Below are 21,084 nucleotides of genomic sequence, written 5' to 3' on the forward strand. Positions count from 1 at the left end.
CAAGCACCAGTTGCGCGTAGCGCAAGCAGTTTAAGCGGACCTGCGCCTATCTGTAGGCAAGAGCTTGCCTCGCGATCTTTTGATCGTTTAACAGATCGCGAGGCAAGCTCGCTCCTACAGGACGGTGTTGCGCTTAGCGAGCGGCGCCCAACTGGCCTTTTTCGTCAGAGAAGACGATTTCAACCCGACGATTCTGCGCACGGCCGCGCTCGGTGGCGTTGACGTCTACCGGGTACTGGTCGCCATAACCGGCCACTTGAATGCGCTTTTCGTCGATCCCCAGGTCGACCAGCGTATCGGCTACGGTCTGGGCCCGCGCCAGCGACAGGGTGAGGTTGTCTTCTGTACCACCAGTGTTGTCGGTGTACCCCTCAATGCGCACGATGCGCTTGGGATTCAATTGCAGAAACTGCACCAGCTTGAGGACTGTGCGGTTAGCCGAGTTTTTCAGGTCCGCTTCGCCGGTATCAAACAACACGTCGCCCAAGGTCATGACCAACCCACGGTCAGTCTGCGTGGTCGCCAGGCTGATGATTTGCTCTTCCAGCCACTTGCCCTGCTGCTGAACACTCAGCAACTTGGCTTCGCGCAAGGCCAGTTGCAGGCGCTGGCGCTCCAGCTCGAGCTTGGCCGCACGCTCCTCATTGAGCACTTTTTGCGTGTGCTCACGGGCAATCTCGCTATAACGCTGGCTGAGATAGGCGTAATGCACCACATCTTCGCCACTGCCCCAGTAGCTGGACAAGCGGTCGGCGCGGGCCAGCGATTCACCGGCGCGAATCACGTCTTTAGGCGCAATGCGCAAGACGTTGCTGTCTTCTTTAACCGCCTGGAAATCACTGTTGGCCTGCTGCAAGGCCTGCTCGCCGCTGTGATGCCCGGCGCAACCGGCCAGGCTGATGCTGCCTAACAACACGGCACTGCTGAACACACTGGATTTGAGGCTCATTGGGCCTCCGCCAGTTGTTTGCGCAAGCGGGTAATGCGGGTGTTGAGCACGTTCAATTGTTCCTGGCTTTTTTGCGTCAGAACCCGCGCCTCGGCCAGGCGAGCATCAAGCTCAGCCTGCTCGGCCTGCAGACGCGCGTCTTTGTAGGACTCTTCAAGCATATCGGCCTGGGCATGGGCCAGCTTGTCTTCAGCCTGTTTGAGTTCAGGCATATCGTCGGCATTCGCGCCGACCGCCCTGGCTTGCTCCAAGGCTTGTTCGCTCAAGCGTATTTGTTGATTCGGTGCAGGGTCGTTCGCACACCCCGCCAGAGCCATAACAGCCAGGGCTGCGAAAAGAGGTCGAATCGTCACTAAAAATTCCTACTGTTTTGGGGCGCTGAGCGGTTGCTGCAGTTGCGATTTCCACCGCTCCAGATTGCGCTGCAGAGCGGCCTCGGCCATGCCGGAGGCGGGCAATTCTGTCATCTTTTTGGCGAGCTGTCCGCGTAACCACGGTTCATTGCACGCTGAGTCATGGGAGACCGCCAAAAACAGCCCCGGCTGATCAATCGGTTGCGAATGCGCTTGCAAGTCATCGGCGATGCCCAAGGTTTGCGCCGTCGCCATGCCGGCATAACGCCCGGCCAAAACGTATTCGACCTGGCCCAGCAACAGCTTTTGAAACGCCTGGGTCAGGCTGGGTTGCGGCTTGAGGGTGAGCTGACGTTGCGCAAAAGCGTCAAAAGATTCGGTCAGCCGGGCCTTCTCGGAGAGCGCCCCGGTATGCCCGTGCAAGTCAGCCGGGGTTTCGTAGTGCAAGGCCGAGTCTTTGCGCGTCCACACCAGGTAATCGTTACGCACCAGCGGCGGGTGGATGTAATCCAGGGAGTTCAGCCCGGCCAGGGTCAGCGGCGCATCAAGCAGCATGTCCATGCGCCCGGTGCGCACTTCGTCCTGAGCCTGGGAACGCTTGCCGGCATACAGCACCTCAACCTTGATGCCCAGCTCCTCGGCAGCGTGCTGTAACAGATCAGCGCTGGCACCGATCAAATGGGTCGGATTGGCAGGGTCGCGCCACAGATACGGTGGTGCATCGGGGCTGCCAGTCACGATCAGGCGCTCGCATTTACCCGCAGCTTCGGACAGCAAAGGTATCAATGCCAACCCCAACAACAACCTGCTTACCTTACGCACATCCATATTCCTACGCTCCACGTGGATCATTCAAACGCATAAAAAAACCCGGTCATTCAGGCTGTTAAGAGAAAGCTGAACACTGAGTGCTCTGCCCTTCCTGACAGCCCGGATAACCGGGCTCTGTATAAGTGAAGCGACTGGATTAAACCAGTTTCTCCAGCTCAGGTACTGCTTCGAACAAGTCCGCCACCAGACCGTAATCGGCTACCTGGAAGATCGGCGCTTCTTCGTCCTTGTTGATCGCAACGATCACTTTGGAGTCTTTCATACCGGCCAAGTGTTGGATCGCGCCAGAGATACCAACGGCGATGTACAGCTGTGGCGCAACGATTTTGCCGGTCTGGCCGACCTGCATGTCGTTGGGTACAAAACCTGCGTCAACTGCAGCACGCGAGGCGCCCACAGCAGCGCCCAGCTTGTCGGCCAGAGCGTACAGGTGTTTGAAGTTGTCACCGTTTTGCATGCCGCGACCGCCAGAAACGACGATTTTGGCTGCGGTCAGCTCAGGGCGATCCGACTTGGCCAGTTCTTCGCCAACGAACGACGAAGTGCCTGCATCGTGTACCGCTGCCACTGCTTCAACAGCAGCCGAACCACCTTCAGCAGCAACCGGGTCGAAACCGGTCGCACGCACGGTGATCACTTTGACTGGCGCAGTCGACTGCACGGTCGCAATGGCGTTACCGGCGTAGATTGGGCGAGTGAAGGTGTCAGCGCTGACCACCGAAACGATCTCGGAGATCTGGTCAACGTCCAGTTGCGCAGCAACGCGCGGCAGGATGTTTTTGCCGTTGGAGGTCGCGGCCGCCAGGATGTGGCTGTAACCTTTACCCAGCTCAGCGACCAGCGGAGCAACGTTTTCTGGCAGTTGATGCGCGTAAGCGGCGTTGTCTGCCACCAGCACTTTAGCCACGCCAGCAATTTTTGCGGCCGCTTCAGCGACTGCGCCAATGCCTTGGCCTGCCACCAGGACGTTGATATCGCCACCGATTTTGGCAGCGGCGGCTACGGTGTTCAGTGTGGCCGGAGCCAGTACTTTGCCGTCGTGTTCTGCGATTACCAAGATAGTCATTGTCAGATTACCTTCGCTTCGTTTTTCAGTTTCTCGACCAGTTCAGCCACCGACTTGACCTTGATGCCCGCGCTGCGTGCAGCCGGTGCTTCAACTTTCACGGTTTTGTTGGTCGAAGCCGTCGAAACGCCCAACGCGTCTGGCGTCAGCACTTCCAGCGGCTTCTTCTTGGCTTTCATGATGTTTGGCAGAGACGCGTAGCGCGGCTCGTTCAAACGCAGGTCGGTGGTGACGATGGCCGGCAGGCTCAGCGAAACAGTTTGCGCGCCGCCGTCGATTTCACGGGTCACAGCAACCTTGTCGCCCGACACTTCTACTTTAGAAGCGAAGGTACCCTGACCGTAACCGGTCAGCGCAGCCAGCATCTGGCCCGTTTGGTTGTTGTCGCTGTCGATGGCCTGTTTACCCAGGATCACCAGCTGAGGCTGTTCCTTGTCGACCACAGCCTTGAGCAGCTTGGCCACGGCCAGCGAGGTCAGGTCTTCGGCGGATTCGACGAGGATGGCGCGATCGGCACCCAGAGCCAGCGCGGTGCGCAGTTGCTCTTGAGCGGTAGTCGGGCCGATGGAGACGACGACGATTTCAGTCGCAACACCTTTTTCTTTCAGGCGTACGGCTTCTTCCACAGCGATTTCGCAGAAGGGGTTCATCGACATCTTGACGTTGGCGAGGTCAACGCCGGAATTGTCCGCCTTGACGCGTACTTTAACGTTGTAATCGACCACTCGTTTGACAGCTACAAGAACCTTCATGGATTCCTCGTTACTCTCCGGTGAAAAGAAAGTCGCCTAGGCGAACCTGGCGGTTGATGCTCATCAGCACAAGGGCACCTCCAAAGATCGTTGCTATGCCCTTCCCGTGCGACCGTCTGTCAGGTGTGACTACCAAGTCATCCACCAAAAGGACGTGTAAACTCCGCTCAAAAAATGTCAGGCTCCTGCACGTTTATGCCTGTGCCCTGTCTTTAGAGGTGCTCTTGAAACCAACAATCAGCCTACGGCGAGCGCAAAACCGCCCGTATCTTGACCGGAACGCCATTTGCGGTCAATACAGCAAATCGGCCACTTTTGAGCCGCGTGTCATTGATTTGTCTGGCTTGCAGCGAATTCAAACAAACGTTTGTATTGGACGCTGCTAGTGGTGTAGATATAATGCGCGCCCATAGAGAGAGCGGCGCCTCATCCATTGCGTCTTCGACTGCAAAGCGAGGGAATAATGGATGAAACGCCAAACCTCCAATTAGAAAACACCGTTGAGCCTTGAGTAGGAGATAGCCTGTGGAACGCGAATACATGGAATTCGACGTGGTCATCGTCGGCGCCGGCCCTGCCGGTTTGTCCGCCGCCTGCCGTCTTAAGCAGAAGGCCGCCGAAGCCGGTAAAGAAATCAGCGTCTGCGTGGTTGAAAAAGGCTCCGAAGTCGGCGCTCACATTCTGTCCGGTGCGGTATTTGAACCTCGCGCCCTGAACGAATTGTTCCCGGACTGGAAAGAACTCGGCGCACCGCTGAACACGCCGGTGACCCGTGATGACATTTATGTACTGCGCAGCGACAGCGCAGCGACAAAAGTACCTGACTTCTTTGTGCCTAAAACCATGCACAACGAAGGCAACTACATTATTTCCCTGGGCAACCTGTGCCGCTGGCTGGCGCAGCAGGCCGAGAACCTGGGCGTAGAAATCTACCCGGGCTTCGCCGCCCAAGAAGTACTGTTCGACGAAAACAACGTGGTTCGCGGGATCATCACCGGCGACCTGGGCGTTGACCGCGAAGGCAAGCCGAAAGAAGGTCTGTACACCCCCGGCATGGAACTGCGCGGCAAGTACACCTTGTTCGCAGAAGGCTGCCGCGGCCATTTGGGCAAGCAACTGATCGAACGCTTCAAGCTCGACAGCGACGCCGACAGCCAGCACTACGGCATCGGCCTGAAAGAAATCTGGGAAATCGATCCTGCCAAGCACCAGCCTGGCCTGGTCGTACACACCGCTGGCTGGCCGCTGGACATCACCAGCAACGAAAACACTGGCGGTTCGTTCCTCTATCACCTGGAAAACAACCAGGTCGTGGTCGGTCTGATCGTCGACCTGTCCTACAGCAACACCTTCCTGTCGCCGTTCGATGAGTTCCAGCGCCTCAAGCACCACCCGGTCCTCAAGCAGTACCTGGAAGGCGGCAAACGCATCAGCTACGGCGCACGCGCACTGGCTAAAGGCGGCCTGAACTCGCTGCCTAAGATGGTCTTCAACGGTGGCGCACTGATCGGTTGCGATCTGGGCACCATGAACGTGGCCAAGATCAAAGGCAGCCACACCGCCATGAAGTCCGGCATGCTCGCTGCCGACGCCGTGGCCGACTCGCTGTTTGCAGGCTCCGAAGGCGGTGATGCACTCAACACTTACGTTGAGTCTTTCAAAGCCAGCTGGTTGTTCGAAGAACTGTTCGCCAGCCGCAACTTCGGCCCGGCGATGCACAAGTTCGGCCCGCTGATGGGCGCAGGCTTCAACTGGGTCGATCAGAACTTCTTCGGCGGCAAACTGCCGTTCACCCTGCACGACACCAAGCCAGACTATGCTTGCCTGAAGCTGGCCAAAGACTGCAAAAAAATCGACTACCCGAAACCGGACGGCAAACTCAGTTTCGACAAACTCAGCTCGGTCTTCCTCTCCAGCACCAACCACGAAGAAGAACAGCCGTGCCACCTCAAGCTGCGTGACGCGAGCATTCCGATCGACGTTAACCTGCCGCTCTACGACGAACCTGCCCAGCGTTACTGCCCGGCTGGCGTGTATGAAGTGATTACCCAGGAAAGCGGCGAGAAGCGTTTCCAGATCAACTCGCAAAACTGCGTGCACTGCAAAACCTGCGACATCAAAGACCCGTCGCAGAACATCACCTGGGTAACCCCGGAAGGTGCTGGCGGCCCGACTTACCCGAACATGTAAGTCAAAAGGCTCCTTCGGGAGCCTTTTTAATACCTACCCCCTGTAGGAGCGAGCTTGCTCGCGATCTTTTGATCTTTTAAAAAGATAGCGGGCCATGATCCAGGCGCTCAGCACACCGAGCTTTCACACCCCGGGCTGCGCTCAAAATAGCGTTTGTACTCGCGACTGAACTGAGAAGTGCTCTGGTAACCCACACGCTCAGCCACTTGCGCCACACCCAAGCCTTCATTGCTTAACAGCAGCTGCTGCGCCCGCAACAGGCGCAGGCGTTTGAGGTACTGTACCGGCGACAGCAATGTGCTGCGCTTGAAGTGCTCATGAAAGGTCGACGCGCTCATGTTCGCGCAACGGGCCAAGGTCTCAACATTCAACGGCTCGGCAAAATGCTCATGCAAATGGGTCAGCGAGGCCGCTACCCGGGCAAACTGACCCTGCTGCTCAACCAACGCCCGCAACACGCTGGCTTGCGGACCGCGTAAGGCGGCGAACAAGACTTCGCGCAAGCGCGCCCGGCCCATGATCCGGCACTCCAGCGGGTCATGCAGGCAGCGCAACAAACGCTCAACCGACTGACGCATCTCATCATCCAGCACCGCCGAGGTCATGGACTCCGGGGTCTGGGCGATGCTGCGCTCAGGGTCCAGGCCCATGGCCAGCACTAATTCTCCGAGCACCGCCCGGTCAATGCTGATCGCGACGCCCAGCAGCGGCATCTCTTCAGAGGCAAAGGTTTCGCACTCAAACGGCACCGACAAGGCCTGCACCAGGTAATGTCCGGCGCCGTACTCCATGGTCCGGGTGCCCAGATAGGCCACCTTGCTGCCCTGGGCGATGACCATCAGGCTCGGCTCATAGATCTGCGGCATCCGCGCCACGGTGTTGCAGGCCGACACCACGCGCACCTCAGGCATCAGGGTCGGAACAAAGCCCAGGCGGTTGGCCAGCGGTTTGATAAGGGACACCAGCGTGGCGTTCTCATCGCGGTGACGCGTTAAAAACATGGAAATAATTCACAGCAGTAATAGATCGCCGCATCTTCGCAGAATTGATCAATAAAGCGACAGTTGCTCCGCGAGTTCGGACGAATAGGCATGACACGCGGAGGAATCGTCATAGTCCTGCAAGGACTGCGGGCGCACACTTGCGCCCTGTTCACAGCTATCGCTATTCGAGGTTTCCCATGTCTAACGTCACTTACAACGCCATCGGCTATGCCGCTCAAACCTCTTCAGCGCCACTTGCTCCGATGCAGTTCAACCGCCGCGCACCGCGCCCGGACGACGTAGCCATCGAAGTCCTGTACTGCGGCGTCTGCCACTCAGACATCCACCAAGCGCGCAACGAGTGGGGCTTTGCGGTGTACCCGGTGATGCCGGGCCACGAGATCGTCGGCAAAGTCACCGCTATCGGCGACAACGTCACCAAGCACAAAGTCGGCGACCTCGTTGGCGTGGGCTGCATGGTTGACTCGTGCCGCGAATGCTCGGCCTGTAAAGAAGACCTTGAGCAATACTGCCTGGAAGGCGCGACCATGACCTACTGCACGCCAGACCGGGTCGACGGCACCAACACCATGGGCGGTTACTCAGACAGCATCGTGGTGAGCGAGCACTTTGTCGTGCGCATCCCTGAAAACCTGGACCCGGCCAGCGCTGCCCCGCTGCTGTGCGCCGGTATCACCACCTACTCGCCGCTGCAGCACTACGGCGTAGAAGCGGGCGATAAGGTTGGCGTTCTGGGCATGGGCGGCCTGGGCCACATGGGCATCAAGTTTGCCAAGGCCATGGGCGCAGAAGTGACCCTGTTCACCCGCTCGGCGGCCAAGGCGGAAGAAGCCTACAAACAAGGTGCCGATCACGTGATCGTGTCCACCGACCCGGAGCAAATGAAAGCCGCAGCCGACCGCTTCGACTTCCTGCTGGACACCATCCCGGTCCCTCACGACCTCAACCCCTACCTCGAAACCCTGCGTTTTGACGGCGTACACATCCTCGTGGGCCTGATCGAACCGGTTGACCCGGCACTGGATGCGTTCAACCTGGTGTTCAAGCGTCGCGTACTGGCTGGCTCGTTGATTGGCGGCATTGCTGAAACCCAAGAAATGCTCGACTTCAGCGCAGCCAACGGCATCACCTGCGACATCGAAATGCTCGACATCAAAAACATCAACGAGGCGTTCGAGCGCGTGGTGAAAGGCGACGTCAAATATCGCTTTGTGATCGACATGAAAACCCTGAAGGCTTAACCACCGCCACCCTGTAGGAGCGAGCTTGTCTCGCGATCTTTTGATCGTTAAAAGATCGCGAGACAAGGACTGGGTTTTAGTCCGGCTCCGGGCCGATGACGAAGAATTCGCCGCTGCTCCACACACCCAGCCAGTTCTGGCCGTCGAGGGTGCGTGACTCGGCCAATTCGACCAGTTGGTAGAACACGTTGCGATGGATCAACGCTTCCAGATTACGCCGCACCAGCAGGTAAGGCGCGGGCTCTTGTGTCTCGGGGTCGATCTCGATGCGCAACGGGTGTTCTTTGTCTGCCGTGATCAGTTCATCCACGTTGGTGGTAAAGCGCAGCACTTGCTGCTCGCCCTGCCCTTCTACTGCCAGAGTGACCGCCACAAACGGCGCATCATCGACGGTGATGCCCACCTTTTCCACGGGTGTGATTAAAAAGTAGTCATCGCCATCACGGCGAATAATGGTCGAGAACAGTTTGACCATTGGCTTGCGCCCAATTGGCGTGCCCATGTAGTACCAAGTGCCATCACGGGCGATGCGCATGTCGATATCGCCACAAAAAGCCGTGTCCCACAGATGAACCGGAGGCAGCCCCTTGTCGGCCTTGGGGATTTGCGCCAACAGGTTACTGACGTCTACCGGCTCACTCATGCTGCTCTCCTTGACTTATTGATCGCTCAAGCCTATCAAGCTGCGCGCGTACTTAGCCAGCGGCGGGCCGATCAGGTCTTCGGGCTTGTTGTCGTGGAACGTCAGCAAGCCGCCACGGCTGCGGATGGTCGCGGTGTCGATCAGGTACTGAGTGCTGGTTTCAATCAACATGACCTGGATCACGCCACTGTCGACACCCAGGCGGCTGATTTCTTCTTGATCGAGCCATTCGTCGCTGTTGCCAATACGGTCGTCCGCCCGGGCGAAACGGGTGTACAGCAGGTAGTGCGCACCAAAGCCGCGGGCTTCGGCCATGGCGGCGTCCAGCCCTTCCGGTGCCTTGGCCCGGCGTACCATGGGGAAGTATTCAACAAAGCCGTTAAAGGCTTCTTCGGCCACCACGTTGGGCCGAACGTACGGGTCGCCCACAGGCGCAAACGCCCCTTGGGCGATGTAGATAAAGGAATCTGGTTGAATGCGCAGCGAATTGCTGCGGCGCGTATTGCTGTGATCGAGCAACCCGGCGTCGCTCATCTGATAACGCACGCCCTCGCCCATGTCGCTGACCGTCATACAGCCGCTCAGCGCCAAAACAGCCAGCCCCCCAACCAGACTACGCATTCTATTCTCCCGATGGCCGGCGACAGAAAACCGGCGAATAGTCGCGTAATGCAGTTTGCGCGCCAGTTTGAGTGCCTTCAGCCGCCGATGATCTTCATCACCGTGGCGCCACCTGAAAACGCAATGTCCTGCTTGTCGCCCAACGCTTTCATCAGCAGCCCTTGCAGCGCTGGCAAGGCTTCGTGGCGCGGCTTGTTGAGCAGGTCACCGACATAATGACGATTGCTCGACGACAAACAGCCATGCAGCCAACCCGTCGACGACAGGCGCAAACGCGAGCAGGTCCGACAGAACGGCACGCTTTCGTTGGCGATGACGCCAAAATAGCCGTGATCCGGGATGTGATAGCGCACTGCCGTGGCATCCATGGGCGCGTCGGCTTGCAGGTATTCGTAACGTTCGCCGATCAAGGTGAGCAATTGTTGCAGGCTGACGAACTGCTGCAAAAAACCGTTGCCGTCACTGGCCAAGTGGCCCATGCGCATGAGTTCGATAAAACGCAGCTCGTATCCTTGCTCAAGGCAGTAGTCCAGCAAGGGCATGACTTGATCAAGGTTTTGACCGCGCAGCGGCACCATATTGACCTTGATGTTCATGCCGGCGGCACGGGCTTGCCGCATCCCGTCGAGCACCGTCGGCAAATCGCCGCCACGGGCAATTCGGCGGAACGCCACAGGGTCGAGGGTATCCAGGGAAACGTTGAGTCGACGAATGCCAGCGTTGAGCAGTAACGGCAATTTACGCGCAAGCAACTGGCCGTTTGTGGTCAGGCTGATATCACTCAAACCCAACTGGCCAACTTCACGCATAAAGGTTTCAAGTTTGGGACTGACCAGCGGCTCGCCGCCGGTGATGCGCAAGCGCTCAATCCCGGCCGCTTCAATCAGGTAAGCGACCCCACGCACCATGGCTTCGGCCGACAGCTCGTCCTGCGCCGCGACCAGCCGCTTGCCGTTCGGCACACAGTAAGTGCAGGCGTAGTTACAGGCAGAGGTCAGACTGATACGCAAATTGCGAAAGCGTCTGCCTTGGCGATCAACAATCATGGAGGGCTCCGGCGCGAGGAATAAGGGCCACAGCAGAACAGGACTTACGCGTCATGTTCTGCTACGCCCCAAGCCCGAGTATAGACCTCACGGCATTCGGCCATGTCAGCAAATTACTCGACCGCAGGCGTGTCCGTGTCACGTTTGCGCTTGTTGCCCATGCGCACGCCGATGTCCATCAGGAACTGGAAAAAGCCTTCCTGATCTTCCAGCACATTGCTCCAGAACGGCGAGTGATACAGCGCCACGGCGCCGTGCACCAACGCCCAGGCGGCGCAATAGTGGAAGTAAGGCGGGACGTCTTCGAGCTTGCCTTCGCTAATCCGGCCTTTGATCAGCAGGGTCAGGTGTTCAAAGTTGGACGCGCGGATTTTGTGCAGTTCTTCAACCAGCTCAGGCACCTGGTTGCCTTTGACGACCTTTTCTTCCAGGCGATCAAACAGCCGATAGCGCTGAGGATCGCGCATGCGAAATTCAAAGTAGGCACGGGACAGCGCCTCTTTGTCTTTGTCCACATCTGCGGAGTGCAGCAACGTGTTCAAGTCGCGCTCGTAGTCGAGCATCAGCCGCAGATAGATCTCGGCCTTGGACTTGAAGTGCTTGTAGATCGTGCCTTTGCCAATACCCACGGCATCAGCAATCATCTCGACGGTGACGCTGTCTTCACCTTGTTCGAGGAACAGCTTGAGCGCGGTATCGAGAATTTCTTGCTCGCGGCGACGAAACTCACGGACCTTACGGGGTTCTTTGTGCATAAGAAAAGGTCTGTAGGGGTCAAAATAGAAGCGGAGTATTATGCATTAGTCACGCTAAATTGCACGGACCATCCTACCGCTGGATGTTTACAGCTGAACACAGAGCCACAGAAGCGTACTCAAACGAATTGCGAGTATTCCAAATCTGTTTAAAAAACGACCAATGCGTCACTGGACGTTCGACAAAGCTGACCAATACTTACCTTGTCGGCGTTACATCCCCCCAAATGCCACGCCGGCATTTGAGGCAGCACTGGATGTGCACCTCTGTTTTACTCCTAATGGTCTTAACCCGGATTCCCCAGAGTCCGGGTTTTTTTTGCCTTTTTCTTTGTAGGAGCGAGCTTGCCTCGCGATCTTTTGATTTTCCAAAAGATCGCGAGGCAAGCTCACTCCTACAGGGGTATCGGCAGGTTTAAGCTTTAACGCGGGCCAGCGGGAACAGGCGCTTGAAGTTTTCGGTGGTCTGCTCGGCGAAGCGCTCGTAGGACTCACCGCGCAACATAGCCAGAAACTCTGCCACTTCACGCACGTATTGCGGCAGATTCGGCTTGCCGCGATGAGGGATGGGCGCCAGGTAAGGCGAATCGGTTTCGACCAGCAAGCGATCCGCTGGCACCTTGCTGGCAACATCGCGCAACGCATCGGCGTTGCGAAAGGTCACAATCCCCGACAACGAGATGTAATAACCCATGTCCAATGCCGCCTTGGCCATGCCCCAGTCTTCAGTGAAGCAGTGCAGCACACCTGCCTGGGGCAGTGCCGCCTCGCGCAGCATGGCCAGGGTGTCAGCGCGGGCGCCACGGGTGTGGATCACCACCGGCTTGCCGGTCTGCTGCGCCGCTTCCAGATGAACCCGAAACGACAGCTGTTGCAGCTCGGCCGCTTCAGGCTCGTAGTGGTAGTCCAGACCGGTTTCACCAATCGCCACCACCTGCGGGTGGTTTAACTCACCCAGCAGCCAGTCCAATGCAGGCGCCGCCCCCGGCTGCACGTCCAGCGGGTGCACGCCCACCGAGCAATCCACATCGGCATAACGCTCGGTCAGGGCTTTGACGTCTGCGGCGTTGTCGGCGCTCACGCCAATGCACAGGAAATGCCCGACGCCCCGCTGGCGCGCAGCCTCAAGGGCGGCGTCGAGCGAACCGTCGTGAGCGTTCAGGTCAAGACGATCGAGGTGGCAATGGGAGTCAACCAACATACAAAAATTACCTGCTCATCAAATCAATCAAATCAGCGCTGGCCGGGCAGGCTTGCCCATTGCACCAGTAAAGCTTCCAGCAACAACACACGGTTGAGGTTGGCCTTGCCCAATACTTTTTGGCGCTGGGCAAGGATCCAGTCCTGAATAGCCAAGACTTTGTCCTGCGGGGTTTTCTGCGCCAGGTATTGCAACACTTTGCGCATGTCTTCCAGCCCCAGGCCGGTTTCGTCCTCGGTCAACTGGTAACGCAAGATCAGGCTCGACCAATCGCAAAACCAGTCAAACAACAACAGCAAAGGAATGGCATTCCAGCCTTCAGCCAATTGAGTGGCCGAGGCTTCACGCTTGAGCAGCTTTTTGACCCCGTCCACGACCGCAGCCCGTTGCTCACGCACACCTTGCGCCTGCAACTTGACCGCCGCCAACGGCGAACCCGCGGCCAACGTTAACAGCTGCGCCCGCTCATCACTGCTGCATGCAGGCAAGGCGCCGGCCAGCCACTGCTCGCTCATGGCGGCGCTGGGCAATGGGCAGGCTTGCTGCACGCAGCGGCTGCGAATGGTCGGCAACAAACGGCTCGACTGGTGGCTGACCAACAACAAAACCGTATTGCCGGACGGCTCTTCAAGGCTTTTGAGCAATGCGTTGGCCGCATTGATATTCATGGCCTCGACCGGCTCAACCAGCACCACCTTGCGCCCGCCCAGTTGCGCGGTTTGCACCACAAAGCTAACCAGATCACGCACCTGGTCGACCTTGATCGGCTTGTCGGCTTCTTCAGGCTCAAGGATATAGTTGTCCGGGTGGCTACCAGCTGCCAGCAACAAGCAGGATTTGCACTGGCCGCACGCATCAAGCCCGACAGGCGACTGACACAGCAGGCGCACCATCAGGCGTTCAGCCAGCGCCCGCTTGCCGATGCCCGCAGGTCCGTGCAGCAGATACGCGTGGGCATGCTGTTCACGCCCCGCCAGTTGCTGCCACAGACCGTCCTGCCATGGATAAGCTTCAGCCACGGCACACATCCAGCACGTGCGGCAACAAGCGATCTAGTTGCCCCTGCACATTGTCCAGTGATTGCGCGGCATCGATCAGCCGGTAGCGCTCGGGCGCGGCCTGCGCACGAGCTAGGTAGGTGCTGCGCACCGCATCAAAGAAGGTACGGCCTTCCTGTTCGAAGCGGTCCAGCCGGCCCCGGGCGCTGGCGCGGGCCATGCCCACCTCAATCGGCAGGTCAAAGACCAGGGTCAGGTCCGGGCGCAAAGCCCCTTGAACGAAGGCTTCCAGGGTCGCAATGCGCTCCTGTGACAAACCACGGCCGCCGCCCTGATACGCGTAAGTGGCATCGGTGAAGCGATCGCACAGCACCACGGCGCCCCGCGCCAGCGCCGGGCGAATCACTTCGGCCAAATGCTGGGCACGGGCGGCAAACACCAGCAGCAGCTCAGTGTCGGCACACATGGCTTCATCGCTGGGCGCCAACAGCAACTCGCGAATCTTTTCAGCCAGCGGTGTGCCGCCGGGTTCGCGGGTCAAAACCACGTCGATACCCGCTTCGCGCAAACGCTCAGCCAGATACTCGCGGTTAGTGCTCTTGCCCGCGCCTTCGGGGCCTTCCAGGGTAATAAACAGGCCAGTCACAGGCAGCTTTCCTTAATCAATGTCATTGCGGGCTTGGCGCTGGTTGCTCAGCGGGTGCCGGTTCGACGGCAGGCGCCGAGTCAGTGGCCGGTTCTGCCGCAGGCGCCGGCACGGGTGCAGGGCTTGAACGGTAGTCAGCACGGCGTTTGATCTGGTATTCGCGCACTGCGTTGTTGTGCGCATCCAGCGTGTCAGAAAACGTGTGGCTGCCATCGCCCCTGGCCACAAAGTACAGGCTGCTGCCCGCCACCGGATGCAAGGCCGCATTAATCGCTTCGCGCCCGACCATGGCAATCGGTGTCGGCGGCATGCCGGGAATCGTGTAGGTGTTATACGGCGTCGGCTCGCGCAAGTGGGCGCGGGTCAGTTTGCCGTTGTAACGCTCACCGAGGCCATAGATCACGGTCGGATCGGTTTGCAGCGGCATGCCGATTTTCATTCGGCGCACAAAGACCCCGGCAATTTGCCCGCGCTCTTGCGGCACACCGGTTTCTTTTTCAATCAGCGAGGCCATGATCAACGCTTTGTAAGGATCGTCATAGGGCAAGTCGGCGTCGCGTTTTTCCCACTCCTGCGCCAAGACTTTTTCGAGGCGGTCGTAGGCTTTTTGGAGCAACTGAGCGTCCGTCATGCCGCGCACAAAGCGATAGGTGTCCGGGAAGAACCGGCCTTCGGGGAATTCCCCCGGATGCCCGAGCTTGGCCATGACTTCGCTGTCGCTCAGGCCGTCGAGGGTCTGCTCGATTTTTTCATGCTTGGCCAGGGCGCTGCGTACTTGGCGAAAATTCCAGCCTTCGACCAGGGTCAGGCTGTATTGCACCACTTCGCCCCGCTGCCACAAACCAATCAGGTCTTGCGCGGTCATGCCCGGCGTCATGCGGTACTCGCCGCTGTGCAAAGGCTGGCCCGCCATGTTGAAGCGCCAGTACAACCGCAGCCAGAACGCATCCTGGAGCGTTTTGTCCGCTTCAAGCCGGTTAAAGGTGCCGGTCGGGGTAGCGCCCGCCGGTACGTCAAGCAGTTGCTCTTGCGTCAGGTTCAGTGGCTGTTCCAGCGCCGAGTCGAGCTTCCAGGCGCTTGCGCCCAGCAGCAAGCCCGCCAGCACCAGACCCATCTCCAGCAGCACCAAGAATTTGCGTTTCACGTATCAAACATCCAGTAAGGTGCGAGCAATGCCTTGCAGTTTACGGGTGAGCGGCCCCACCGGCCAGCTCAGGTCTGCAAACGCGCGCACGGGCCAAATGCCATACACGCTGTTGCAGAGGAAGACTTCATCGGCCTGCCGCAACTGGGCAAGGCTGATGTCAGTGATTTGGCACGGGATGGCCAGTTGTTCGGCGTGCGCCAACAAAGCGGCACGCATCACACCGGCCACACCGCAACGCTGCAGGTCGGCGGTGATCAAGCCGCCGTCGCGGACTAAAAACAGGTTGCTAAACACCCCTTCAATCACTCGCCCCGACGTATCGCGCATCAATCCCTCGGCGTAGGCCGGGTCTTGCCATTCGGAGCGCGCAATCACCTGTTCAAGGCGATTGAGGTGTTTGAGCCCCGCCAACAGCGGCTGCTCAGCTAAACGGGTGGCGCAGTCAAACAGCTGGACCCCGTGTGCCCCATAGGCTTCAGGGTAGGCAGCAGCAGGGCTGGCTTGAAGAATTCGTCGAGGTTGAGCCTCGGCAGTGAAGCTGTAACCGCGCAGGCTGTCGCCGCGGGTCAGGATAAGTTTAAGGACGCCCTCGCCCATCGCTTGCGCATAGGCCAGCAATTCGCTGCGGATCAAGGTGTGATCCGCAGCCATCGCCAAACGGGAACAGCCATGCGCCAGACGCTGCAAGTGCAGGTCCAGCAGCAACGGCTGGCCAGCCTTGACCGCGATGGTCTCAAACAGACCATCGCCGTAGGCCAGCCCACGGTCTTTCAGCGACGCCAGGGCGCTCGCCGGCTGACCGTCGACCCAGCTTTGCATCAGTCGGCGTACCGGCGGAACACCAGCGAGCCGTTGGTGCCACCAAAACCGAAGGAGTTGGACAGCACGACGTCGATCGGCATTTCGCGCGCGGTGTGCGCGACAAAGTCCAGGTCGCAGCCTTCATCAGGCTCGTCGAGGTTGATGGTCGGCGGCGCCACCTGGCTGTTGATCGCCAGTACGCTGAAGATCGCTTCAACCGCGCCTGCTGCACCCAGCAAGTGACCGGTCATCGACTTGGTCGAGCTCACCGCCAGCTTGTAGGCGTGGTCGCCAAACACCGACTTGATGGCCGACACTTCTGCCAGGTCGCCTGCAGGCGTCGAGGTGCCGTGGGCGTTGATGTACTGCACCTGATCAACGTTCACGTTGGCGTCACGCAAGGCATTGGTGATGCAACGCGCAGCGCCCGCACCGTCAGCCGGTGGCGAGGTCATGTGGAACGCATCGCCGCTCATGCCAAAACCAATCAGTTCGGCATAAATGGTCGCGCCACGCGCCTTGGCGTGTTCCAGCTCTTCGAGGACCAGCGCACCGGCACCGTCAGACAGTACAAAGCCATCACGGCCTTTGTCCCACGGACGGCTCGCCCGCGTCGGGTCGTCATTACGGGTCGACAGCGCACGGGAGGCACCAAAGCCGCCCATGCCCAGACCGCAGGCGGCCATTTCGGCACCACCGGCAATCATCACGTCAGCTTCGCCGTAGGCAATGTTGCGTGCAGCCATGCCGATGCAGTGTGTACCTGTGGTACACGCCGTCGACACAGCATAGTTAGGTCCCTGTGTACCCAAGTGGATAGACAGAAAACCGGAAATCATATTGATGATCGAACCCGGCACAAAAAACGGAGAAATCCGTCGAGGGCCTTGATCATGCAAGGTACGGCTGGTTTCTTCGATATTGGTCAAACCGCCAATACCCGACCCCATCGCCACACCAATACGTTCGCGATTGGCATCGGTGACTTCAAGCCCGGCGTTACGCACCGCCTGAAAGCCAGCTGCCAAACCGTACTGAATAAACAGGTCAAGTTTGCGGGCCTCTTTGACGGAGAGGTAATCCTCAACGTTAAAGCCCTGTACCGAGCCGCCAAAACGGGTGGAATAGGCAGAAAGATCCGTGTGTTCGATCAGACCAATGCCACTTCGGCCTGCCAGAATGCCTTGCCAGGTGCTTGGTACATCTGCACCCAGTGGCGACAACATCCCCATACCGGTGACTACGACGCGTCTACGCGACACAGCACTCTCCTTTATTCTATTGACGACACTTTGCATCACACCTAAAGAAAAAACCGCACGCCAGAGCGGCAGTGCGGTTTTTCCATGACAGCGCGCAGCGATTACAAACTATTACGCCTGGTGGGCAGTAACGTAATCGATAGCGGCTTGTACAGTAGTGATCTTTTCAGCTTCTTCGTCAGGAATCTCAGTCTCGAATTCCTCTTCCAGAGCCATCACAAGCTCAACGGTGTCAAGGGAGTCGGCGCCCAGGTCTTCAACGAAGGAAGCAGTGTTAACCACTTCTTCTTCTTTAACGCCCAGTTGCTCGGCAACGATTTTCTTGACGCGTTCTTCGATGGTGCTCATACCTTGTTTTCACTCCTAATGGACAAATTCAGGCAGCTGGCCAGTGGGCAAGTGTATCGAAAGGCTTTTCAGTTTTTCAACTGAAAGCTTTGTACTTACCCATCATTCACCGGCTACCTATAAATAGATTGCAGCTTTATAACGGATTTTAGACAGCTCGTATGACATTTTTTTGAAGCAATCCGTCACATTTAACTCATGTACATCCCGCCGTTGACCGGAATTGTAGCTCCTGTCACGTAGGCTGCACCGTCAGAAGCCAGGAAAGCGACCACATTTGCGATCTCTTGAGCCTGGCCCAAACGGCCCAGCGGAATCTGCGTCAGCAAGGCTTCGCGCTGTGCTTCTGGCAGTTCACGGGTCATATCGGTGTCGATGAACCCTGGTGCTACCGAGTTGACAGTGATCGAGCGCGAGCCCACTTCACGTGCCAATGCACGGCTAAAACCTTCAAGGCCTGCCTTGGCGGCGGCATAGTTTACTTGGCCTGCGTTGCCCATGGCACCCACAACCGAGCCAATACTGATAATTCGTCCCCAACGGGCCTTGGTCATGCCGCGCAAAACGCCCTTGGACAAGCGGAACAGACTGTTCAGGTTGGTATCGACAACATCATGCCACTCGTCATCTTTCATGCGCATCATCAGGTTATCGCGGGTGATGCCGGCATTATTGACCAAAATGGCCGGCGCCCCGAATTGCTCCTGAATGCTCGCCAACACCGCAGCAACGGATTCGTCGCTGGTGACGTTGAGTTCCATGCCAGTGCCTTGAACACCGTTTTCTTTCAGGGTGGCAGCAATACGCTCGGCACCGGAAGCCGAAGTCGCGGTGCCGATGACCACGGCGCCCTGACGACCCAACTCCAACGCGATAGCCTGACCAATGCCACGGCTAGCGCCCGTTACCAGTGCAACTTTACCTTGCAAGCTCATGCAGGCTTCTCCTAATTCAGATTCAGACCAGCGCTGCACGAGCGGCAGCGAAGGCATCCGGGGTGTTCAAATTGTGCGTCGTCACGCCTTCAGCGCAACGTTTGCTGATGCCCACCAGGACTTTGCCCGGTCCGCATTCAACCAAATCAACCGGGCCGTTGGCCGCCAGCGTCTGAACCGACTCAACCCAGCGCACCGGCTTGTACAGTTGCTCAAGCAAATCGCGTTTGAGAGTAGCCAGATCCGGGGCGATCGCCGCGCTGACGTTTTGTACCAGCTTGATCTGCGGCGCTTGCCAGTCGATCGCTTCGATAGACTCGGCAAAACGCTCAGCCGCAGGTCGCATCAGCTCGCAGTGCGAAGGCACGCTCACCGGCAACGGCAAGGCGCGCTTGGCGCCAGCGGCTTTGCACAGCTCCATGGCACGCTCAACAGCCGCTTTGGCACCGGCGATAACCACCTGACCCGGCGAGTTGAAATTCACCGCGCTGACCACTTCGCCCTGCGCGGCTTTAGCACACGCATCAATAACCACAGCGTCGTCCAGCCCCAGAATCGCCGCCATGGCGCCCTGACCGGCCGGTACGGCTTCCTGCATCAGGCGACCACGGCGCTCAACCAGCTTCACAGCATCCGCGAGGCTCAAGCAACCCGCCGCCACCAGTGCGCTGTACTCGCCCAGGCTATGGCCTGCAACAAAGTCAGGACGCTTGCCACCTTCAGCCAGCCACAGACGCCACAAGGCGATAGAGGCCGTCAGGATTGCAGGCTGAGTAATGTCGGTTTGGTTGAGCTGTTCGGCAGGACCGTTCTGGGTCAACGCCCACAGGTCATACCCTAGAGCGTCAGACGCTTCTTTAAATGTTTCCAGGACCAGCGGATGTGCCGCGCCCAGCTCGGCCAACATGCCGAGGGACTGCGAACCCTGCCCTGGAAAGACGAATGCGAGGGATGTAGACATGTAACAAGCCCCTAATGATCTTGTCGTCGGTGAATTGACGTCGCGCAGTGGCAGACGCAAGAAACTGACAGTTGGATGGCTGTTTCGACTGAGCGGTCACATTTAAGCACTCGCCCAACAAAACGCCTACGGTAACAACCCTTCAAGACGTCCATGTAAACGCTTTGGCAGGTCTTCATGGATTTCAATCAATGCACGCTCTATCGCACTTTGAAAGCCCTGAGCACCTGCCGAACCGTGACTCTTGATCACAATGCCCTGCAACCCCAAAAAGCTCGCCCCGTTATGCCGGGCGGGCGCCAGATCGGCTTGCAGGCGACGCATCAACGGCAATGCCAACGCCCCCACAAAGCGACTGAACAACGTGCGCTTGAACACCGCCTCTAGCCGACTCGAAATCATCGTCGCCAGGCCTTCGCTGGACTTGAGCAATATGTTGCCGACAAATCCATCACAAACCACCACATCCGCCTCACCGCGATACACCCCATCGCCCTCTACATAACCGATGTAGTGCAACCCCGAGGCCGCCTGCAACAAAGCCGCTGCCTCCTTGACCTGCTGATTGCCCTTGACGTCTTCAGTACCAATATTGAGCAAGGCAACGCGGGGCCGGCTAATGCCCAACGCCTGCGCCGCCACCGAACCCATCAGCGCAAACTGAAACAACTGCTCAGCGGTGCAATCGACATTGGCCCCCAGATCCAGTACCTGGCAATAGCCGGTCTGGGTGGGAACTGCCGCGACCATCGCCGGGCGATCAATGCCAGGCAAGGTCTTGAGCACATGCCGGGACAACGCCATCAGCGCACCGGTATTGCCGGAACTCACACACGCCTGGACCTTGCCATCACGTAACAACTCCAGAGCCACCCGCATCGAGGAGTCCGGCTTGCTGCGCAACGCATGCGAAGGCCGCTCACTCATGGAGATCACTTCAGAGGCTGGGGTAATAGTCAGGCGCGAGCGATCCACAGCCGAATGGCTACTGATCAATTCTTCAAGCAGGGAGGGTTGACCAACGAGGGTCAGATGCAGCGAGGGCGTAGCAGACAGGCAAGCAATGCAGGCCTGAACAATGCTGCGGGGACCGAAGTCCCCGCCCATTGCGTCGATCGCGATGACCTGAACGGACAAGTGATTACTCGTCAGCGCCCTTGTCGATCACTTTACGACCACGGTATACGCCTTCTGGCGATACGTGGTGACGCAGGTGAACTTCACCAGTGGTTTTTTCTACAGACAGAGTGCTAGCCGAAAGAGCATCGTGCGAACGACGCATGTCACGGGCAGAGCGGGATTTTTTGTTCTGCTGAACAGCCATAATTGATTAA

23 protein-coding genes are annotated in these 21,084 nt (G+C 58.4%); 2 read left to right on the forward strand and 21 right to left on the reverse strand.

Annotated elements, in window-relative coordinates:
- Positions 1-133 precede the first annotated feature (133 nt).
- The 5 genes from AAEZ03_RS20115 to AAEZ03_RS20135 all read right to left on the reverse strand — a co-directional run bounded on the left by AAEZ03_RS20115 (position 134) and on the right by AAEZ03_RS20135 (position 3,951).
- The gene (locus tag AAEZ03_RS20115; RefSeq protein ID WP_350581039.1) at positions 134-949 is read right to left on the reverse strand and encodes an OmpA family protein; all 816 of its coding nucleotides are present in this window, start codon (positions 947-949) and stop codon (positions 134-136) included.
- Positions 946-1,302: a DUF4398 domain-containing protein gene (locus AAEZ03_RS20120; protein WP_048368779.1), complete on the reverse strand. Its 357-nt coding sequence runs from the start codon at positions 1,300-1,302 to the stop codon at positions 946-948. Before AAEZ03_RS20120 ends, AAEZ03_RS20115 begins: the two co-directional genes overlap by 4 nt.
- A gap of 9 nt (positions 1,303-1,311) precedes the next feature.
- A complete protein-coding gene (locus AAEZ03_RS20125; protein WP_153335568.1) occupies positions 1,312-2,130 on the reverse strand; it encodes a substrate-binding periplasmic protein in 819 nt (272 codons plus the stop codon).
- A 139-nt stretch (positions 2,131-2,269) separates the two neighbouring features.
- Positions 2,270-3,199, reverse strand: coding sequence for an electron transfer flavoprotein subunit alpha/FixB family protein (locus AAEZ03_RS20130; RefSeq protein ID WP_048368781.1), 930 nt, complete (start codon positions 3,197-3,199; stop codon positions 2,270-2,272).
- Between the two features lie 2 nt (positions 3,200-3,201).
- Positions 3,202-3,951, reverse strand: coding sequence for an electron transfer flavoprotein subunit beta/FixA family protein (locus tag AAEZ03_RS20135; RefSeq protein ID WP_048368782.1), 750 nt, complete (start codon positions 3,949-3,951; stop codon positions 3,202-3,204).
- 525 nt (positions 3,952-4,476) lie between these two features.
- Here AAEZ03_RS20135 and AAEZ03_RS20140 point away from each other — a divergent pair.
- The gene (locus tag AAEZ03_RS20140; protein ID WP_350581045.1) at positions 4,477-6,141 is read left to right on the forward strand and encodes an electron transfer flavoprotein-ubiquinone oxidoreductase; all 1,665 of its coding nucleotides are present in this window, start codon (positions 4,477-4,479) and stop codon (positions 6,139-6,141) included.
- Positions 6,142-6,248: 107 nt separating this feature from the next.
- Here the strand turns inward: AAEZ03_RS20140 and AAEZ03_RS20145 are convergent, their stop codons facing one another.
- On the reverse strand, positions 6,249-7,142 hold the full coding sequence (locus AAEZ03_RS20145) for an AraC family transcriptional regulator (RefSeq protein ID WP_048368784.1): 894 nt from the start codon (positions 7,140-7,142) through the stop codon (positions 6,249-6,251).
- A 179-nt stretch (positions 7,143-7,321) separates the two neighbouring features.
- On the opposite strand from AAEZ03_RS20145, the gene AAEZ03_RS20150 reads away from it, so the two are divergent.
- A complete protein-coding gene (locus tag AAEZ03_RS20150; RefSeq protein WP_048389097.1) occupies positions 7,322-8,386 on the forward strand; it encodes an NAD(P)-dependent alcohol dehydrogenase in 1,065 nt (354 codons plus the stop codon).
- A 76-nt stretch (positions 8,387-8,462) separates the two neighbouring features.
- Here AAEZ03_RS20150 and AAEZ03_RS20155 read toward each other — a convergent pair whose 3' ends face one another.
- From AAEZ03_RS20155 to rpmF, 15 genes are all read right to left on the reverse strand, one after another.
- Positions 8,463-9,029 carry a DUF1285 domain-containing protein gene (locus AAEZ03_RS20155; protein WP_350581050.1) on the reverse strand — a complete coding sequence of 189 codons (567 nt, stop codon included), beginning with the start codon at positions 9,027-9,029 and terminating at the stop codon, positions 8,463-8,465.
- Positions 9,030-9,044: 15 nt separating this feature from the next.
- Positions 9,045-9,650: a DUF4823 domain-containing protein gene (locus AAEZ03_RS20160; protein ID WP_048389082.1), complete on the reverse strand. Its 606-nt coding sequence runs from the start codon at positions 9,648-9,650 to the stop codon at positions 9,045-9,047.
- Positions 9,651-9,727: 77 nt separating this feature from the next.
- Positions 9,728-10,696, reverse strand: a complete 969-nt coding sequence (locus tag AAEZ03_RS20165) for a GTP 3',8-cyclase MoaA (RefSeq protein ID WP_123750194.1) — start codon at positions 10,694-10,696, stop codon at positions 9,728-9,730.
- Positions 10,697-10,809: 113 nt separating this feature from the next.
- Positions 10,810-11,451, reverse strand: a complete 642-nt coding sequence (locus AAEZ03_RS20170; RefSeq protein WP_048368789.1) for a TetR/AcrR family transcriptional regulator — start codon at positions 11,449-11,451, stop codon at positions 10,810-10,812.
- Positions 11,452-11,866: 415 nt separating this feature from the next.
- Positions 11,867-12,652 carry a TatD family hydrolase gene (locus AAEZ03_RS20175; RefSeq protein ID WP_350581055.1) on the reverse strand — a complete coding sequence of 262 codons (786 nt, stop codon included), beginning with the start codon at positions 12,650-12,652 and terminating at the stop codon, positions 11,867-11,869.
- A 32-nt stretch (positions 12,653-12,684) separates the two neighbouring features.
- Positions 12,685-13,671: a DNA polymerase III subunit delta' gene (locus tag AAEZ03_RS20180; protein ID WP_350581058.1), complete on the reverse strand. Its 987-nt coding sequence runs from the start codon at positions 13,669-13,671 to the stop codon at positions 12,685-12,687.
- Positions 13,664-14,296, reverse strand: coding sequence for a dTMP kinase (gene tmk / locus AAEZ03_RS20185; RefSeq protein WP_350581061.1), 633 nt, complete (start codon positions 14,294-14,296; stop codon positions 13,664-13,666). Before tmk ends, AAEZ03_RS20180 begins: the two co-directional genes overlap by 8 nt.
- Before the next feature lie 22 nt (positions 14,297-14,318).
- Positions 14,319-15,440, reverse strand: coding sequence for an endolytic transglycosylase MltG (mltG, locus tag AAEZ03_RS20190; protein ID WP_278942173.1), 1,122 nt, complete (start codon positions 15,438-15,440; stop codon positions 14,319-14,321).
- 3 nt (positions 15,441-15,443) lie between these two features.
- Positions 15,444-16,262, reverse strand: a complete 819-nt coding sequence (gene pabC / locus AAEZ03_RS20195; RefSeq protein WP_350581065.1) for an aminodeoxychorismate lyase — start codon at positions 16,260-16,262, stop codon at positions 15,444-15,446.
- Complete coding sequence (fabF, locus tag AAEZ03_RS20200; RefSeq protein WP_048373983.1) at positions 16,262-17,506, reverse strand: beta-ketoacyl-ACP synthase II; 1,245 nt, start codon at positions 17,504-17,506, stop codon at positions 16,262-16,264. The genes pabC and fabF overlap by 1 nt, the downstream gene beginning before the upstream one ends.
- Before the next feature lie 111 nt (positions 17,507-17,617).
- A complete protein-coding gene (gene acpP / locus AAEZ03_RS20205) occupies positions 17,618-17,854 on the reverse strand; it encodes an acyl carrier protein (RefSeq protein ID WP_007987170.1) in 237 nt (78 codons plus the stop codon).
- Between the two features lie 191 nt (positions 17,855-18,045).
- Complete coding sequence (fabG, locus tag AAEZ03_RS20210) at positions 18,046-18,789, reverse strand: 3-oxoacyl-ACP reductase FabG (protein WP_048373985.1); 744 nt, start codon at positions 18,787-18,789, stop codon at positions 18,046-18,048.
- A gap of 22 nt (positions 18,790-18,811) precedes the next feature.
- Positions 18,812-19,750 carry an ACP S-malonyltransferase gene (gene fabD, locus AAEZ03_RS20215; RefSeq protein WP_123750188.1) on the reverse strand — a complete coding sequence of 313 codons (939 nt, stop codon included), beginning with the start codon at positions 19,748-19,750 and terminating at the stop codon, positions 18,812-18,814.
- Between the two features lie 126 nt (positions 19,751-19,876).
- Positions 19,877-20,887, reverse strand: coding sequence for a phosphate acyltransferase PlsX (plsX, locus tag AAEZ03_RS20220; RefSeq protein WP_153335558.1), 1,011 nt, complete (start codon positions 20,885-20,887; stop codon positions 19,877-19,879).
- A gap of 4 nt (positions 20,888-20,891) precedes the next feature.
- Positions 20,892-21,074 carry a 50S ribosomal protein L32 gene (gene rpmF, locus AAEZ03_RS20225; protein ID WP_008375086.1) on the reverse strand — a complete coding sequence of 61 codons (183 nt, stop codon included), beginning with the start codon at positions 21,072-21,074 and terminating at the stop codon, positions 20,892-20,894.
- Positions 21,075-21,084: the final 10 nt, after the last annotated feature.

Origin of the sequence: Pseudomonas sp. HY2-MNA-CIBAN-0224 (assembly GCF_040310285.1) — a bacterium.
Lineage (GTDB): Bacteria > Pseudomonadota > Gammaproteobacteria > Pseudomonadales > Pseudomonadaceae > Aquipseudomonas > Aquipseudomonas helleri.